General features: G+C 61.6%; 16 protein-coding genes and 1 tRNA gene. 11 read left to right on the top strand and 6 right to left on the bottom strand.

What is annotated here, in order from left to right; genetic code table 11:
* Positions 1 to 4: 4 nt before the first annotated feature.
* Positions 5 to 1,483, bottom strand: coding sequence for a glycosyltransferase family 39 protein (locus IB272_RS16105; protein ID WP_162732979.1), 1,479 nt, complete (start codon positions 1,481 to 1,483; stop codon positions 5 to 7).
* Between the two features lie 433 nt (positions 1,484 to 1,916).
* Here IB272_RS16105 and IB272_RS16100 point away from each other — a divergent pair.
* A tRNA-Arg gene (locus IB272_RS16100) sits at positions 1,917 to 1,993 on the top strand.
* A gap of 112 nt (positions 1,994 to 2,105) precedes the next feature.
* Here the strand turns inward: IB272_RS16100 and IB272_RS16095 are convergent.
* The 5 genes from IB272_RS16095 to IB272_RS16075 all read right to left on the bottom strand — a co-directional run bounded on the left by IB272_RS16095 (position 2,106) and on the right by IB272_RS16075 (position 5,232).
* Positions 2,106 to 2,642 (bottom strand): OmpA family protein, encoded by a 537-nt coding sequence (locus tag IB272_RS16095; protein ID WP_060582442.1) that lies wholly within the window; start codon positions 2,640 to 2,642, stop codon positions 2,106 to 2,108.
* A 13-nt stretch (positions 2,643 to 2,655) separates the two neighbouring features.
* Positions 2,656 to 3,333, bottom strand: a complete 678-nt coding sequence (locus tag IB272_RS16090) for a L,D-transpeptidase (protein WP_034793947.1) — start codon at positions 3,331 to 3,333, stop codon at positions 2,656 to 2,658.
* Positions 3,334 to 3,593: 260 nt separating this feature from the next.
* Positions 3,594 to 3,908, bottom strand: coding sequence for a hypothetical protein (locus IB272_RS16085; RefSeq protein ID WP_051659302.1), 315 nt, complete (start codon positions 3,906 to 3,908; stop codon positions 3,594 to 3,596).
* Positions 3,909 to 4,136: 228 nt separating this feature from the next.
* Positions 4,137 to 4,607, bottom strand: a complete 471-nt coding sequence (locus IB272_RS16080) for an aminoacyl-tRNA deacylase (protein ID WP_034794215.1) — start codon at positions 4,605 to 4,607, stop codon at positions 4,137 to 4,139.
* Between the two features lie 64 nt (positions 4,608 to 4,671).
* On the bottom strand, positions 4,672 to 5,232 hold the full coding sequence (locus tag IB272_RS16075) for a dTDP-4-dehydrorhamnose 3,5-epimerase family protein (protein ID WP_060582441.1): 561 nt from the start codon (positions 5,230 to 5,232) through the stop codon (positions 4,672 to 4,674).
* Positions 5,233 to 5,422: 190 nt separating this feature from the next.
* Between IB272_RS16075 and IB272_RS16070 the strand changes: the two genes are divergently transcribed.
* The 10 genes from IB272_RS16070 to IB272_RS16025 all read left to right on the top strand — a co-directional run bounded on the left by IB272_RS16070 (position 5,423) and on the right by IB272_RS16025 (position 14,738).
* Positions 5,423 to 6,175 carry a CmcI family methyltransferase gene (locus IB272_RS16070; RefSeq protein WP_060582440.1) on the top strand — a complete coding sequence of 251 codons (753 nt, stop codon included), beginning with the start codon at positions 5,423 to 5,425 and terminating at the stop codon, positions 6,173 to 6,175.
* An 8-nt stretch (positions 6,176 to 6,183) separates the two neighbouring features.
* A complete protein-coding gene (locus tag IB272_RS16065; protein WP_113135526.1) occupies positions 6,184 to 6,696 on the top strand; it encodes a GNAT family protein in 513 nt (170 codons plus the stop codon).
* Position 6,697: 1 nt separating this feature from the next.
* Positions 6,698 to 7,423, top strand: a complete 726-nt coding sequence (locus tag IB272_RS16060; RefSeq protein WP_060582439.1) for a WbqC family protein — start codon at positions 6,698 to 6,700, stop codon at positions 7,421 to 7,423.
* Complete coding sequence (locus IB272_RS16055) at positions 7,420 to 8,277, top strand: phytanoyl-CoA dioxygenase family protein (RefSeq protein WP_060582438.1); 858 nt, start codon at positions 7,420 to 7,422, stop codon at positions 8,275 to 8,277. The genes IB272_RS16060 and IB272_RS16055 overlap by 4 nt, the downstream gene beginning before the upstream one ends.
* Positions 8,274 to 9,425 carry a class I SAM-dependent methyltransferase gene (locus IB272_RS16050; protein ID WP_060582437.1) on the top strand — a complete coding sequence of 384 codons (1,152 nt, stop codon included), beginning with the start codon at positions 8,274 to 8,276 and terminating at the stop codon, positions 9,423 to 9,425. Before IB272_RS16055 ends, IB272_RS16050 begins: the two co-directional genes overlap by 4 nt.
* A 102-nt stretch (positions 9,426 to 9,527) precedes the next feature.
* Positions 9,528 to 10,637: a DegT/DnrJ/EryC1/StrS family aminotransferase gene (locus IB272_RS16045; protein ID WP_060582436.1), complete on the top strand. Its 1,110-nt coding sequence runs from the start codon at positions 9,528 to 9,530 to the stop codon at positions 10,635 to 10,637.
* Between the two features lie 99 nt (positions 10,638 to 10,736).
* Positions 10,737 to 11,504 carry a glucose-1-phosphate cytidylyltransferase gene (gene rfbF / locus IB272_RS16040; protein ID WP_034793969.1) on the top strand — a complete coding sequence of 256 codons (768 nt, stop codon included), beginning with the start codon at positions 10,737 to 10,739 and terminating at the stop codon, positions 11,502 to 11,504.
* A complete protein-coding gene (gene rfbG, locus IB272_RS16035; RefSeq protein WP_060582435.1) occupies positions 11,501 to 12,568 on the top strand; it encodes a CDP-glucose 4,6-dehydratase in 1,068 nt (355 codons plus the stop codon). Before rfbF ends, rfbG begins: the two co-directional genes overlap by 4 nt.
* A gap of 8 nt (positions 12,569 to 12,576) precedes the next feature.
* Complete coding sequence (locus IB272_RS16030; RefSeq protein WP_060582434.1) at positions 12,577 to 13,809, top strand: class I SAM-dependent methyltransferase; 1,233 nt, start codon at positions 12,577 to 12,579, stop codon at positions 13,807 to 13,809.
* Positions 13,810 to 14,000: 191 nt separating this feature from the next.
* Positions 14,001 to 14,738, top strand: a complete 738-nt coding sequence (locus IB272_RS16025) for a hypothetical protein (RefSeq protein WP_226020614.1) — start codon at positions 14,001 to 14,003, stop codon at positions 14,736 to 14,738.
* Positions 14,739 to 14,771 lie beyond the last annotated feature (33 nt).

The following is a 14,771-nucleotide window of genomic DNA, read 5'->3' as shown; positions in this document are numbered from 1 at the left end:
ACGCCTACGGCGCGCCGGTACTTGCCGTCTGGTAGATGCGACCGTCCCTCTCGGAGCGCACGAGCTTCAGCTTGGCGAGTTTGACGAGCTCTTTCTCCGTCACCAGGTAGAACCGCCAGTCGATCGCATCGACGAAGACGACATAGGCATTCTTCTGCGCCATATCCTCGCGAAACCGCTCTAGCTGTACGTCGAGCGAACCCGCGTCACTCTCAAGGCCGGTTCGCCTTTCGCTGTGGGAGGGGATCCAGTCCGTCGAGCGGCGCGTCAGGAAATTGAGCGGGTCGCACGCATTGGTGAAGATGACCGCATCTGCCGGCAACGCCCTGACTGCGCGCACGATCGGCGACGACTTCCAGGCCGTGCTCTGAAACCCCACCCCGTCACGGAAGGCCTCCGCCGTCTGGGCGGTGCTGCGCAGTCCGTGGATGGCGAGAAGGCAGAGCAGGATCAGCGCAAGCGAACGCCGGACGACAGGTGCTGCATCGACGCGACCGCAATAGTCCGCCGCCGCAATTACCAGAACGAAGATGATGGCGACATAGAAGGGAAGCGAGTAGCGCGAATTAAGCTGCAGGTTCGCCTCCACATGCACGGCGAGCACGACGAACAGCAGATAGAAATATCCAAACAGGCCGAAGATGAGGGTCATCAGATCGTGGTCGTCCGGCTGGCGTTCGGGCCAGTTTCGCTTCAGCGTCTGCACCAGAACAACCGTCGCCGCGACAAGCGCGAGAAGCAGCACCGGGATGCGGATCACCTGCGGCACCTGGCTCGGCAGGAGAAAGCTCGCCAGAAGCGACAGCCCGCCTAGCCAGCGATCGGCATCGGCATTGCCATAGAACCAGAGCGCGCGGCCAACCGACCGGCCGACAAGCAGCTTGCTGACGATCACCCAGGCGAGAAAGATACCGGCGCTACCAGCGAACAGGAGGACGACCTCGAGGAGCCTTTGGCGAAGGGATCGCGCCGAATTGTAGAAGAGCGCGATTGTGGCAAAAGCCGCCCCGACCGGAGGCGCCACGAAGCGAGCGAGCATGGCAAGCCCGACGCAGGCAGACGAGGCAAGCAAGGGCCCCCGCCCTTCACCGCGCATATAGCGAATGAAGAAACGGATGGCGAGAAATGTCAGCGCAAGGAACAGCGCCTCCGACATCGCTATCGTGCTCGTCCAGAGGAATGTCGGATTGACGATGATCAAAAGCGTTCCGACGGTCACGAAGAACGGTTGATCCGGTAGCGCCGTCCTGAACAGCGAAAAGACGAGCCAGGTATTGAGAAGATAAAGCAGAAAGGCGATGCCGAGCGCGACATGCTCAAGCGCAAACCCAAGGGATCCCCCGGCACCCAGCATCCACGCGTAAAGCGGCGCGTCATAGGGCGTGCTGACGATCTGCATGTAACGCGTCGAATCCGGTAGGATGCCGATACCGTTCCAGGTGTTCAGCACGAAAAGCACGGCCGCGAGAGCAACAAGAAACATCAATGCGGGATCGGAGCGCAGCCTCTCCAACGCCGGTTCGCCGGTCGTGAGATATCGGTTGACCAAAACTTGCCCCCTCGCCTGAAACAATTACGCGAGCACTGGGTACTGGAGCACTTGGTTACTGGAACGCCTGCCTACTTGAGCACTGGGCACTTTAATTTAGAATTATCTTTAATGCAGAATTTATAACGCGCCGCCTTTCGTCGCAAGGACGTTCGCCTGACCAATTCTAGCTACATCGGGTGGGTGATCCCGTCAGATGGGTTGGCCACCCCCCGGGCGCCATTGCCCGAAGCGATGCGCCGCGACCACAACGCAAGCACAGGATGGCGGTTTCTACCACAATCTCTTGCAATGACCATTGAAGCGGCGCGCAAGCTAGGCTAAGAACCGCTCACAGCCTGCTTCGGCGGCCCTGCCGCCAACGGATGCACCCGTAGCTCAGCTGGATAGAGTGTTGGATTCCGATTCCAAAGGTCACAGGTTCGAATCCTGTCGGGTGCGCCATTTAAATTTCAGCCAGATTGTTCGCCTTCAAACGAGTTGACCCGCAAAGCGCTCATGCGCCTGCGCACAACGGTTCTCGCCATCGAGCTGTGCTTTTGCGGACAGAGCCCGCTCAAGTCGCGTCGCGTTCCGTCCTGAGATTGGAGACGACGCGCCGGTTCTGGACCTTGCAGGAGCGCTCGGTGCAGTCGCGCACCTCGCGGTCGTTGCCGTAGCCTTTGGCCCACAAGCGATTGGGGTCCACACCCTTGGACACCAGATAGGCCATTACCGCATCGGCGCGTTTCTGCGACAGCGATTCCATCTTGGAAACAGAGCCGCTGTCGTCGGAGAAGCCCTGTAGCTTGACCAGCCAGCGCGGGTTGCTGTTGAGCCAGATCGCCTGCTTGTCGAGTGTCGCCTTGGCGACGCTGTCGAGTGCGGAGGAATCCTGGGTGAAGTAGGTCCGGCGGCCGACATTGAGGATAAAGTCCTCTTCGGTACCGACCGATACGGTTTCGAAGCCGGGTGCCGGGTCGTCGGTTTTTCCGGTCATCGGCACGGCTGCGGGCTCTTCGACTGCGGCCATCTCGGTGGTGTTGCAGGAAGCAAGCGTCAAGAGAATGGCGGCCGCGGAAAGCAGCCTCGTCAATCCGGTCATAGCGGGCATCGGGTGATATTCCTCATTCGACCGGAGTTGCGACCGGGGTTGCTTGGCTGACCTCGGGGGCCTTTTCGGCGATATGCGGCAGCACCTGCACCGCCGTGCCGATGGGGCAACGCTGGTAAAGGTCGATCGCATCCTCGTTGAACATGCGGATGCAGCCGCTGGAGGCATCCTTGCCGATGCTGCCCGGCTCCAGCGTGCCATGGAAGCGGTAGCCGGTATCGACGCCGTCGCGCAGCAGGTACATGGCGCGGGGGCCGAGCGGGTTTTTCGGCGAGCCGCCCTCGACGAACTCAGGCAGTTCGGGATGGCGCTCACGCATCTCCGGTGGCGGCGTCCAGCGCGGCCACAGCGATTTCCGGTCGATTGTCGCCCGGCCGTACCATTTGAAACCCTCTTTCCCGACGCCGACGCCGTAGCGGATGGCCGTCTTGTTCTCCATGATTAGGTAGAGAAAGTGGTGCCTGGTATCGACGACGACGGTGCCGATCGGCTCGCTGCTGAAATACTTGACGACCTGGCGCTGCCATTTCCTGTCAATGTTGGCGAAATTGGTGCTCCGGTATGTGACGCCGTTATCCACGGCCGGGCCGGAAAAATAGGCTGTCGCCTTTGCCAGTGCCGGGCTCTGAAGCGCATTGGCGCCAAGCAGCGCCAAACCACCAAGCATAGTCTCCCTGCGGGTCCACACCATCGGCAATATCCCCCGAAAGCCAATTAGCGAGGCTGCAGTAAATCAGATTTTTGAACTGCTACAACAGAAAATTCTCAAGCATCGATTCTTTCGCGACGACCGGACAATAGATTGGATCTTCTCGGCGTTCGTCGCAAACGAACAGCCGGCAGACATCGCCAGCCCACCGCGGACGTGCCTTCGCCCGCCTCGCCGTTGCAACTGCGCGGCGCCGGCCGCGGCGCAAGCGTCAGCTGCGTTTACCGGCAATATGCGGCGAACTACTTGATATCGCGTGCCTGACCTGACGCCCTGAGCTCCGCGAGCGTCTTTCCAAGGCAACTCCCGCCGGCATCAGAGCCAACCGCCTTGGCCGCGCCGTCCAGAGTGATCGTACCGGCGAAGTTGTCAGAAGCCTGATAGGTTGCGGTTCCATCCGCCGTCACCTTGGACAAATAGAAGGCGTGCTGGGTGCCCTTGTATTCGCAGGCAACGGCAAACGGAAATTGATCGAACAGGACGCCTTCGGCACGTGCCGAGGTACCGAAGGACTGAACGCTGGTCGCAACCAGCAGTACTGCCAGAGACTTGGACATATTCGCAGAGCGTATGCGCACCATCGATCCCCCAACCCAGTTAGATAAAGGTATCCGTCGAGCGCGATGGTGCCGCCTAGCATGCGCTTTGACAAGCCCGACTGGCAGATTCAAGCACAGCAAATATCGACCAGCGGTTGGCCGCTCCTTCCCGCTTCAAGCGGATGGCGCCAAGGAACAGGCGGCAGGCGTCGCGCCAGCGCAAACAAGATCGTTCTGAACGGCCAGTCACGCCGGATGGCTGAAGCGGGCGATCTGCGCGCCCCGCATCAGGTTGCGGAAATTCGCGCCGCTCATGTGCACCAGCGTCCGGTGATCGCCGCCTTCGAAATAGACGTCGCTGACATCGCCGAGGCTTTCGTCTAGCAGCACCGGCACGTCATAGGCCGAACCAACCGGCGGCACGGCGCCGATGTCGCAATCGGCAAAGAGATTGCAGACCTCCTCTTCCGAAGCGAGGCCGAGGCGGCGGTCCATTACGTCCTGCAGGGTCGAGAGTTCGACCCGGTGCGTGCTCGGCACGACGGCGAGCACGTAGCCCATTTCGTGGTGAACGACCACGGATTTGGCAAGCCGGCTGCCCGGCACATGCGCCGCCCGTGCCGTCTGGCTGGTGGTCGCGGTGCGGTGATGGTCGACGGTGTCATAGGCGACACCCGAACCGTCGATATAGTCCTGAAGTTTTCTGGCGATCGTCATCGTCGACACCCCTTCTCTCTCGTGGTGGCGCGGAGAGGTTATTGTCCTCCCATCCCTCACGAAGTCAACGACGGGCGGCGACGATCCTGTTCGGCAGCAAAGGGAGCGCCTGGTCGCGCGGCGACATTTGCGAGACCGGCAACGGCCAGCCGATCGCGAGCCCCGGATCGAGCGGGTTAAGCCCGCCTTCGGCCTCGGGCGCATAGGGCTTGTCGTGCAGATAAATCAGCTCGCAATCCTCGGTCAGCGTCTGGAACCCGTGGGCAAAACCGCCAGGGATCATCATCGAGCGACCATTGTCCGCACTCAGCACCTCCCCGTGCCATTGCAGATAGGTCGCAGAATCCGGCCGCAGGTCGACCGCCACATCGAAGACAGCGCCGGAAAGGCAGGAGACGAATTTCGCCTCGTCGTGCGGCGCCTGCTGGAAGTGCAGGCCGCGGATCGTGCCTGCTGCCTGCGTCAGGGTATGGTTGATCTGCGCGATCTTTCCATCACCGCCGAAATCGGCCAGCGCCTCGCGACAGAAGAAGCGCGAGAAGAAACCGCGATCATCGCCCCTGCGTTGCCGCTCGACGACAGTGAGACCCGCTATGGGTGTATAAATTCGATCGAATCGCGACATGGTTCCTTCCGTCCGAACCAAGCACTACCCGTCTTTTCGTCCTTAAGAAACCGCCCTTGACCCTATTTGCAATTGCCGACATGAAAGCGTTCACAGGAAAGCGTTACGAATCGGCGAAAGCGCCATGGATCGCGATTCGCAGTCGAAAACGTATCCATAGGTTGTATCCGAAGAAGGGCATCAGACAGCAATGGCAGTGGAAGACGATCGTCTCGCATTCGAAGCCCACAAGACGGAAATGGCCCTTGCGCTCGGCAAGGACGAGGACGCCTTCCAACAGTCGCTCGACACCTTGGTAACGCTCGACAAGTACGACTATTCCTATCTCTGGTCCTTCATGGGCGTGCCGATCATACAGATGCCGGCTGACGTCATGGCGACCCAGGAAGTCATCTGGAACACGAAGCCGGACATCATCATCGAGACAGGCGTTGCCCGCGGCGGCTCGGTAATCTTCATGGCCGCGATGCTGCAGCTGATCGGCAAGGGCAAGGTCATCGGCGTCGACATCGACATCCGCGCCCACAACCGCGACTCGATCGAAAAACACCCGATGTCTTCGCGCATCAGCCTGATCGAGGGTCCCTCGACGGCGGCCGAGACGCTGGCGAAGGTGAAGGCCGAGATTCCCGCAGGCGCCTCCGTCATGGTCGTTCTCGATAGCGATCACAGCCGGGACCATGTGCTGGAGGAGCTGCGCGCCTATGGTCCGTTGGTGACCGAGGGCCAGTATGCAGTCGTTGCCGACACGCTGCTTGGTTGGGGTGAGGCCTCGCAGACGCCGACAAAGCGTTCAAAGGTCTGGCATCCCGGCGACGAGCCCTATGCGGCGCTGAACGCGTATCTCAAGGAAACGGATCGCTTTGCGGTCGATGAGGTGCTGAACGGTAAGCTCGTCCTTTCCAGTTCACCGGGAGGCTATGTGCGTTGCGTCAAGAAGTAGGATCGGACGTGGGCCGCGTCGCCTTTCGCGATGTTGTCGAGGATGATCTCCCTCTCCTTTTCGAACTGCGCCGGGATCTGTCGCTGCAATCGCTGCTGTTGACCGTACCGGACGCGCTGGACGACGCATCCTTGCAGGCCTGGGTCGCGCGCCGGCGCCAGGATCCGGGCGGCCTGTTCCGGATGATCATCGACACCGCGGCCAACGAGGCGGTCGGATACACGCAAGTCAGCCAGGTTCACCGAAAGAACCGCACCGGCTATGGCGGCATTTCGCTTGCGGCAAAAGCGCGCGGACGAGGTCTCGGCCAGGCAACTCTGAGAGAACTTGTCCGCACCGCCTGCGAAGAGCTTGGTTTGATCAAACTGCTTTCCGAAGTCAGGGTCGATAATTTTGCCGCGCTGCGCCTCAACCTCTCGGTCGGCTACCGCATTGTCGGCACGCTCGAAGATCACTTCACCGACAGCGTCGGAGAGACCCACGATGCTCTGCTCCTCGAGCGAAAGCTGAAACTGACCTGACATGACAGCAGTCGTCATTTCCCAGCCGATGCTTTTTCCCTGGCCGGGCTTCTTCGAGCAACTGATGCTCGCCGATAGCTACATCTATCTCGACGACGCGCAGTTCTCGAAAGGCAGCTTTACCAACCGCATTCAGCTCCTGAACGGCGAAGATCGAAGCTGGATGACGATTCCCCTTGCCGGCAAGGGGAGCTTCCAGAAGATCCAGGACCTGTCGGCGACCGGCGGCGACTGGCGAACCAGCCATCGCTCGCTCCTGCGCCAGTCCTTGAGCGGCGCTCCCTACATCGACGATGCGCTGACGATCTTCGACGAAGTCTATGCCCAGGAGGCGATCTGCGATCTTTTGATCGCCAGCATCGACGTGCCCGCCCGCTATCTCGGCATCGGCGCCGAACGGACCTCACGGCGATCGAGCGAAATGGCGATCGACGGCACCTCGTGGCAGCGCGTGCTCAACCTCGTGCTTTCGGCCGGTGGCACGCGCTATCTGACCGGGCACGGCGCGGCCAACTATCTCGACCATCGGGCATTCGAAGCCGCCGGCGTCCAGGTCGAATACATGAAATATAGCTGCACTTCGTGGGCACAGCCCCGCGAAACCTTCACGCCTTATGTTTCCGTCCTGGACCTCATTGCGCGCACTGGGCCCGATGCGCGCAAGCATTTGTTACCAAAAACCATTTCGTGGCGGGAATTCCTGAAGGAGGAAGCAAGCGTATCATGAAGAACGGCACCATCATTTCCGAAAGCGCGCGCCAGGAATTCGAGACCAAGGGTTATTACGTCGTACCCGGCTTCTATGACATTCAGTCAGAGATTGCGCCGATCCACGAAGGCATCCGCCAGACCCTCGAACTGATCTGCAACAAGTACGGCGTCGACGCCCCGACCGACACGGCGCACGAGGCGATGACGATCGCCTATCGCAAGCTCATTGCGGTCAACCGCTCCTGGGGCGGTGAAGTCTATGATGCGATAAAGCAGATCCCTGCCTTTATGCGGCTCGTCAGCTCGGCTGCCAACGACGAGGTGTTTAAGGCACTTCGGCCCGGCAGCATCCCGGGCATCGCAGCTGGCGGCTACGGCATGCGCATCGACAATCCCGGCGAAGAAAAGTTCCGCGCGCAGTGGCACCAGGAATTCCCATCGCAGCTGCGCAGCGTCGACGGGATCGTCTTCTGGACCCCGCTCCTGCCGGTCACCGAGCACATGGGGCCGGTCCAGATCGCCGAAGGCTCACAGGCCGAGGGCCTCGTTCCGGTCTATGTGGATGACGCCGGCGCCGGCAAGACCGGTGCCTATGCGCTGCATCTTCACAAGGGCGAGGAACGCCTTGCCCGTTACAAGCATGTCGCCCCCTTGAGCAAGCCCGGTGATCTGATCCTCATGGATTTTCTGACCTTGCATCAGTCTGGCCACAACATCTCGCAGACCCCGCGCTGGAGCATCCAGTTCCGCTATTTCAACTTCGCCGAACCCGTGGGCATCCGCATCGGCTGGAAAGGCTCCTTCGCGGCCGGGGTGAAGTTCGCAGAAGTGCTTCCTGAGCTCGTCGCCCCACAAGGAGAACCGGCATGACTGCCTGCCGGGTTTGCGGGACGAACATATCCAGTCCGACCTACGAGGTGCCGGCGCCCGCACTGACATCGATCATGACGCTGCTCGACGTGCCGACGCGGGTTTTCGTATGCGCAGCCTGTGGCCACGCGCAGAGCGACGATATTCCCGACATTCAGGCCTTCTACGATACGGGCTACCGAATCTCCCTGAACAGCGAAGATCACGATCAGATCTTCGCTGTTTCGGCGGATGGTACGATCACTTACCGCACCGACCATCAGGCAGCACTTGCGCTCCGGCTGCTCGACCTGCCAAACGGAGCCTTGATCCTCGACTACGGCGCCGCCAAGGCCGATACCTTGCGAAAGATGACCGTCAGCCGCAGCGATCTGCGCCCGCATGTTTTCGATGTCAGCTCCGACTACGCGGCTGCCTGGCAGAGTTGGGTGCCGCAGGCTGCACAAGCTACCTACTCGGTACCGGGGACCTGGCAAGAGACGTTTGATGCCATAATGAGCCATTTCGTCATCGAACATGTGGCCGACCCGGTCGGCTTCATGCGCGAGGTGCGCGCGCTCCTGCGGCCTGACGGCGCGTTCCTGTTTTCGATCCCCGATGTTGCCGGAAACCCGGGCGACATGGCAGTGGCCGACCATCTCAACCACTTCAGCGAAGCCTCGATTGCCCACGCGCTGGCAAGTGCTGGCTTCCAGTTGCAGACCATCGACAAGACGTCGTTCCCCGGCGCCTTTTTCGTTGTGGCAAAGCGCATCGAGATGCCGGCGCAAACGGCCACCTCCTCCGCCGCGGCCGAAGACGCGGCCAAGCAAGCCCGAGACATCTGCGATTTTTGGGATCAGGCATCCGGGAAGCTCCGGGATGGCACGCAGCACTATGCCCGACGCAAGGTCGCGATCTACGGCGCCGGCTTCTACGGAAGCTGGATCTACTGCCGGATCGGCCAGGCCGTCGATGTCGTGGCATTCCTCGACCGCAACGAGAACATGAAGGGCGCCACCCATTTCGGCATCCCGGTGCTTTCGCCTGAGGACCTGCCAGCGGAAGCCGAAGCACTGTTCATCGGCCTCAACCCGCTGAAGGCCCGCGCTGCGATTGCCGCGCAACCCTGGCTGCAGCGGCCTGGGCTCGACCACGTCTGGCTCTGACAAGAGCACACAGCAAGAAGCCGGAGCGGGACGAAAACTCGACAAAATCCCGCCCGGCATCCACGCCTCTTTCGAACTCCCGGTTCTCACCAAGCGCTCCCCATGAAACCCCGCATCCTCTACACCAAACCTTCGATCACCGACCGTGAAGTGACCTATGCGACCGATGCGGCGGCCAATGGCTGGGGCGAGCGCTGCTACGACTACATCAACCGCTTCGAGGCGGCCTTCGCCGCGCATCTCGGCACGACGCACGCGATCTCGACATCGAGCTGCACCGGCGCGCTGCACATGGGGCTTGCCGCACTCGGCGTCGGACCCGGCGACGAAGTGATCCTTGCGGACACCAACTGGACGGCGTCTGCCGCGCCGATCGTTCACCTCGGCGCAAAACCGGTCTTCATCGACGTGCTTGCCGACAGCTGGTGCATCGACCCGGAAAAGGTCGAAGCGGCAATCACGCCAAGAACCAGGGCGATCCTTGCGGTTCACATCTACGGCAATCTCTGCGACATGGACCGGTTGCTTGAGATCGGCGCCCGGCACGGCATTCCTGTTGTCGAGGATGCGGCCGAAGCGCTCGGGTCCGAGTGGCATGGACGCAAGGCCGGGTCGCTCGGCGCCTTCGGCGCCTTTTCCTTCCACGGCACCAAGACGGTGACGACCGGCGAAGGCGGCATGTTCGTCACCAGCGATGCGAAGCTCCATGAAAAGGTGCTGACGCTCTCCAATCACGGCCGCGCCCGCGGGCAGAAAAAGCAGTTTTGGCCGGACGAGATCGGTTTCAAATACAAGATGTCGAACCTGCAGGCCGCCGTCGGCCTCGCGCAGATCGAGCGCGTCGGCGAGCTGGTCGATCGCAAGCGAGAAATCTTCTACGCCTATCGCGAGCAGCTTGCAGGCGTGAACGCCATTGCCATGAACCCAGAGCCGGAGGGAACGAAGAACGGCTTCTGGATGCCGACCGTCGTCTTTGCGCCGGAAACCGGCGTCACCCGGGAGGCTCTGCAGAACGCCTTTGCGGCCGAGAACATCGACGCCCGCGTCTTTTTCTGGCCGCTGAGTTCGTTGCCGCCCTTCGACGAGGTGCCAGCGAACACCGTGGCCTATGACCTGCCCGGCCGCGCGATCAACCTGCCGAGCTATCACGACATGACATCCGACGAGATCGGCCGCGTAGTCGAGGTCCTGCGGGGCTGCCTCGCCGCCTGAGAGCAGGCGCGCGCAGACCACCTCCGCGCAAGGTCGCCAGGATATTAGGACTTTGCAATGCGCCATGCCGAGTGGCCGGCGCAAATACGGGGCGGTCGCATGAAAATCGTCATTCTCGCCGGTGGCTACGGCACGCGGATCTCGGAGGAGAGCCATCTCCGGCCAAAACCGATGATCGAAATCGGCGGGCGGCCGATTCTCTGGCACATCATGAAGATCTACAGCCACTACGGCTTCTCGGATTTCGTGATCTGCCTCGGCTATCGCGGCTACATGATCAAGGAATACTTCGCCAACTACGTGCTGCATTCCTCCGACGTCACCTATTGCATGGCGACGGGTGAAACCCTGTTCCATTCGAACAAGGCCGAGCCCTGGCGCGTGACGCTCGTCGATACCGGAACGGACTCCATGACCGGCGGGCGCCTGAAACGCGTGGCCGACCATCTCGGCGATACGTTCTGCCTCACCTATGGCGACGGCGTTGCCGACATCGATATCAAGGCGCTGACCGACTTCCACCGCCATCACGGCCGCCAGGCGACGGTCACCAGCGTGGTCCCGCCCGGCCGATATGGCGCGCTTGCTGTCAGCGACGGGCGGGTCAGAAGCTTCATCGAAAAGCCGGCAGGCGACAACGGTCACATCAATGGCGGCTTTTTCGTCCTCAACCGTTCGGTGCTCGATCGCATCGAAGGCGATCAGACGCCGTTCGAAGCGGAGCCTCTGGAAGGTCTCGCCGCAGACGGCCAGTTGATGGCCTTCGAACACGCCGGTTTCTGGCGCCCGATGGATACGTTGCGCGACAAGAACCAGCTCGAAGACCTCTGGCAGAGCGGAGCGGCCCCCTGGAAAGTCTGGGCATGAGCAGGCTTGCGGACCCGTACTTCTGGGCCGGAAAACGGGTGATGCTGACGGGCCACTCCGGCTTCAAGGGAAGCTGGGCCCGCCTGTGGCTCACGCAAATGGGCGCTGAGGTGACCGGATACGGCCTGTCACCGGCGGCCACCCCCTCGCTGCACGCACTGCTCGGATCGGAATCGGCGACCAACGAACATTTCGCCGACATCCGCGACGGCGACACGCTGGCATCCGCCGTCCGCGCTTGCGACCCGCAGATCGTCCTTCACATGGCGGCCCAGCCTCTGGTTCGCGAAAGCTACCGGACGCCGGTCGAAACCTTCGACGTCAACGTCATGGGCACGGCACGCCTGCTGGAGGCAACACGCGCAGCCCCTGCCCTCAAGACCGTCCTTGTCGTCACCACCGACAAGGTCTACCGCAACGACGAAAGCGGCCGGCATTTTCCGGAAGACGCCGTGCTCGGTGGCCACGATCCTTATTCCGGTTCGAAGGCCGCCTGCGAGCTGGTCGTTTCGACCTGGCGGGATTCCTATCTGCGTGAGCGCGGCATAAGGGTGGCAACCGCCCGTGGCGGCAACGTGCTCGGCGGCGGCGATTTTTCCGCGGACCGGCTGGTTCCGGATATCGTTCGCGCTGCCCTTTCGGGCGAGACGCTGGACATCCGCAGTCCGATGGCGACACGGCCCTGGCAGCACGTGCTCGACTGCCTCAACGGATACTTCGTCTATGCCGAGGCGCTTCATGGCGGCCAGACCGATGTGACGGCGCTGAATTTCGGCCCGGCTCCCGACGAGCGACAGATACCGGTTCGGGACGTTGCCGCCGCCATCCAGACCGCAATGGGCTTGCCCACGCAATGGCGTGACGCGTCATCCGAGGACCAGCCGCACGAAATGAAGACGCTCGGCCTCGATCCGGCACTTGCCGGACGGACGTTGTCATGGGCAACCCGTCTATCGCAGGACGAGGCGATCGCCTGGACCGCCCACTGGTATGACGGCTGGCGCCGCGGCGCTGACGCCCGTGATCTGACACTCAGCCAAATCGACGCATTCATGAGAGGCTAACGACTTCGATGTCCCACAACTGCCGTTTCTGCTCGACACCGCTCAAGACCGTCGTTGCCGACCTGGGCTCCACGCCCTGGTCCAATTCCTTTCTCGAACCGACGAAGGAAGCCATCGCCCGCGAGCGATCGTTTCCGCTGAAGGCGATGGTCTGCTCCGAGTGCCTGCTGGTGCAGACGACGGAAAACGTGCCGGCCGATGAAATCTTCACCGACGGCTACGCCTACCTCTCTTCCTTCTCCACAAGCTGGCTCGAACACGCACGCCGCTACGCCGAGAGCATGACCGAACGCTTCGCGCTCGATAACAATTCACAGGTCGTCGAGATCGCCTCGAACGACGGCTATCTGCTGCAGTATTTCGTCGCCAAGGGCATCCCGGCGCTCGGCATCGAACCGGCCGCCAATGCCGCGCGACTGGCCGAGGAGCGGCAGGTCCCGACCGAGGTCGCCTTCTTCGGACGGGAGACGGCAACCGAACTCGTCAAGCGTGGCATTCGCGCCGACCTCACGGCGGCCAACAACGTGCTCGCCCATGTGCCCGATATCGCCGACTTCGTCGGCGGCTTCGCCATCCTGCTGAAGCCCGATGGCGTTGCGACGTTCGAGTTCCCCCATCTGCTGCGTCTGATGGAAGGCGTGCAATTCGACACGATCTACCACGAGCACTATTCCTATCTGTCGCTGGCGGCCGTCGAACGCATCTTCGAAAGCTCAGGCCTCAAGGTCTTCGACGTCGAGGAACTGCCGACCCATGGCGGTTCGCTGCGCGTCTATGCGCAGCTGAGGTCCGGCGTGCGCGAGACCACGCTGGAACTCGAGCGGTTGCGAGCGACTGAGGCGCTTGCCGGGCTGATGCGCATGGAGACCTACACGGCATTCGACGACCGCATCGCCGCCGTCTGCAAGGATTTTCAGAATTTCCTGGCGAACGCCAAGGCGGAGGGAAAAACCGTAGCCGCCTATGGCGCGGCCGCGAAAGGCAACACGTTCCTCAATGTCTGCGGGCTGTCGCCCAGCGAAATCGCCTTTGCCGTGGACCGCAATGACCTGAAGCAGGGCAAGCTCCTGCCCGGTACCCATATTCCGGTGCACGCGCCGACGGTCATCGAGGATGCAAAGCCCGATTATCTCGTCATCCTGCCCTGGAACCTGAAGACGGAAATCGTCGCCGACAACGAGGCGATCCGTGACTGGGGCGGCCGCTTCGTCGTCGCCATTCCGAAGCTGAGCGTCTTCTAATCCTAGACGCCAGGAAGTGTGGACAGTCCTCAACCAGACCGCGTTGAGCCGCCCAAAATCGACTTTATTGATCGCCTTAGGTCGCTTTGCCGTAAATTCGGTGACTTTGCCGTAAATTCGGCACGATCTAAGTGAACGTCAGGGTTGGCGTGGGTATTGACGGTTGAAAAAAATGCACCCAAGGAGGTGCTATGTCCACGATTGACCTATGCCTTGTCGCCACCCGGCGCCCGGACCTGCTTGCCCAGACGCTGGCGAGCTTCCGGGACAAAATCTTTTCCAGGCTCGACCTGCGCGGCGCCTACCTCAATCTCGATCCGGTTTTCGGATCGGAGGAGGATCATCGTGCCTGCGTCGAGATATTCCGCAACCATTTTCCCGACGGAACCGTGTTCCAGCCCGAGAGCCCGGGCTTTTGTGCGGCCGTCGCGAAACTCTGGTCGGCCACCAGCGCCGACTACGTTTTCCACCTGGAGGACGACTGGATCTCGCTGAGGGACATGGGCGAAGAACTGCTGGCGCCCTTCGCGGACCCGGCGATCAGCCAGGTCTCGTTCCACACGGCGGACCAGAACTGGAATATCCGCCGCAAGGGCCATTTCCATCGGCGCAACGAATACGCGTATCTGTTCGGGATCAAGATCCCGCTGTTTCGCACTTTCCCGAAATTCACGACGTCGCCGTCGATCCTTCGCGGCGACTTCGCGCGGCAATGCGCCGGCCTGATGGACCTCTCGCGTGATCCGGAAAAGCAGTTCTATTCGGGCGTCAACCCGGCGATGGAGGCCTATGTCGCCAGTCGCCGCAACTATATCTTCTCACCCGAGGCGCAGCCGGTCATCAAGGATATGGGCCGGGAATGGCGCGAGCAGCGGCGCATCCAGAAGGTAATCACCGACTCGACCTCCGTCTGGCGGCAAAGCGCCTAAGCGGCCGGGCCTGGACCGGATGGCTCGAAACGA

This window comes from Ensifer sp. ENS08 (assembly GCF_014852195.1).
In the GTDB taxonomy this organism is placed as follows: Bacteria; Pseudomonadota; Alphaproteobacteria; order Rhizobiales; family Rhizobiaceae; genus Ensifer; species Ensifer adhaerens.
The sequence above is the reverse complement of the archived record's forward strand: the minus strand, read 5'-3'. Positions and strand labels throughout refer to the sequence as shown.

Bases quoted from the DNA above. Each gene is read 5' to 3' on its own strand.
- IB272_RS16095 (WP_060582442.1), bottom strand. From the start codon at position 2,642: ATGCCCGCTATGACCGGATTGACGAGGCTGCTTTCCGCGGCCGCCATT.
- rfbF (WP_034793969.1), top strand. From the start codon at position 10,737: ATGAAAATCGTCATTCTCGCCGGTGGCTACGGCACGCGGATCTCGGAG.
- IB272_RS16055 (WP_060582438.1), top strand. From the start codon at position 7,420: ATGAAGAACGGCACCATCATTTCCGAAAGCGCGCGCCAGGAATTCGAG.
- rfbG (WP_060582435.1), top strand. From the start codon at position 11,501: ATGAGCAGGCTTGCGGACCCGTACTTCTGGGCCGGAAAACGGGTGATG.
- IB272_RS16060 (WP_060582439.1), top strand. From the start codon at position 6,698: ATGACAGCAGTCGTCATTTCCCAGCCGATGCTTTTTCCCTGGCCGGGC.
- IB272_RS16085 (WP_051659302.1), bottom strand. From the start codon at position 3,908: ATGTCCAAGTCTCTGGCAGTACTGCTGGTTGCGACCAGCGTTCAGTCC.
- IB272_RS16080 (WP_034794215.1), bottom strand. From the start codon at position 4,607: ATGACGATCGCCAGAAAACTTCAGGACTATATCGACGGTTCGGGTGTC.
- IB272_RS16075 (WP_060582441.1), bottom strand. From the start codon at position 5,232: ATGTCGCGATTCGATCGAATTTATACACCCATAGCGGGTCTCACTGTC.
- IB272_RS16070 (WP_060582440.1), top strand. From the start codon at position 5,423: ATGGCAGTGGAAGACGATCGTCTCGCATTCGAAGCCCACAAGACGGAA.
- IB272_RS16025 (WP_226020614.1), top strand. From the start codon at position 14,001: ATGTCCACGATTGACCTATGCCTTGTCGCCACCCGGCGCCCGGACCTG.
- IB272_RS16045 (WP_060582436.1), top strand. From the start codon at position 9,528: ATGAAACCCCGCATCCTCTACACCAAACCTTCGATCACCGACCGTGAA.
- IB272_RS16105 (WP_162732979.1), bottom strand. From the start codon at position 1,483: ATGTTTCTTGTTGCTCTCGCGGCCGTGCTTTTCGTGCTGAACACCTGG.
- IB272_RS16030 (WP_060582434.1), top strand. From the start codon at position 12,577: ATGTCCCACAACTGCCGTTTCTGCTCGACACCGCTCAAGACCGTCGTT.
- IB272_RS16090 (WP_034793947.1), bottom strand. From the start codon at position 3,333: ATGGTGTGGACCCGCAGGGAGACTATGCTTGGTGGTTTGGCGCTGCTT.
- IB272_RS16050 (WP_060582437.1), top strand. From the start codon at position 8,274: ATGACTGCCTGCCGGGTTTGCGGGACGAACATATCCAGTCCGACCTAC.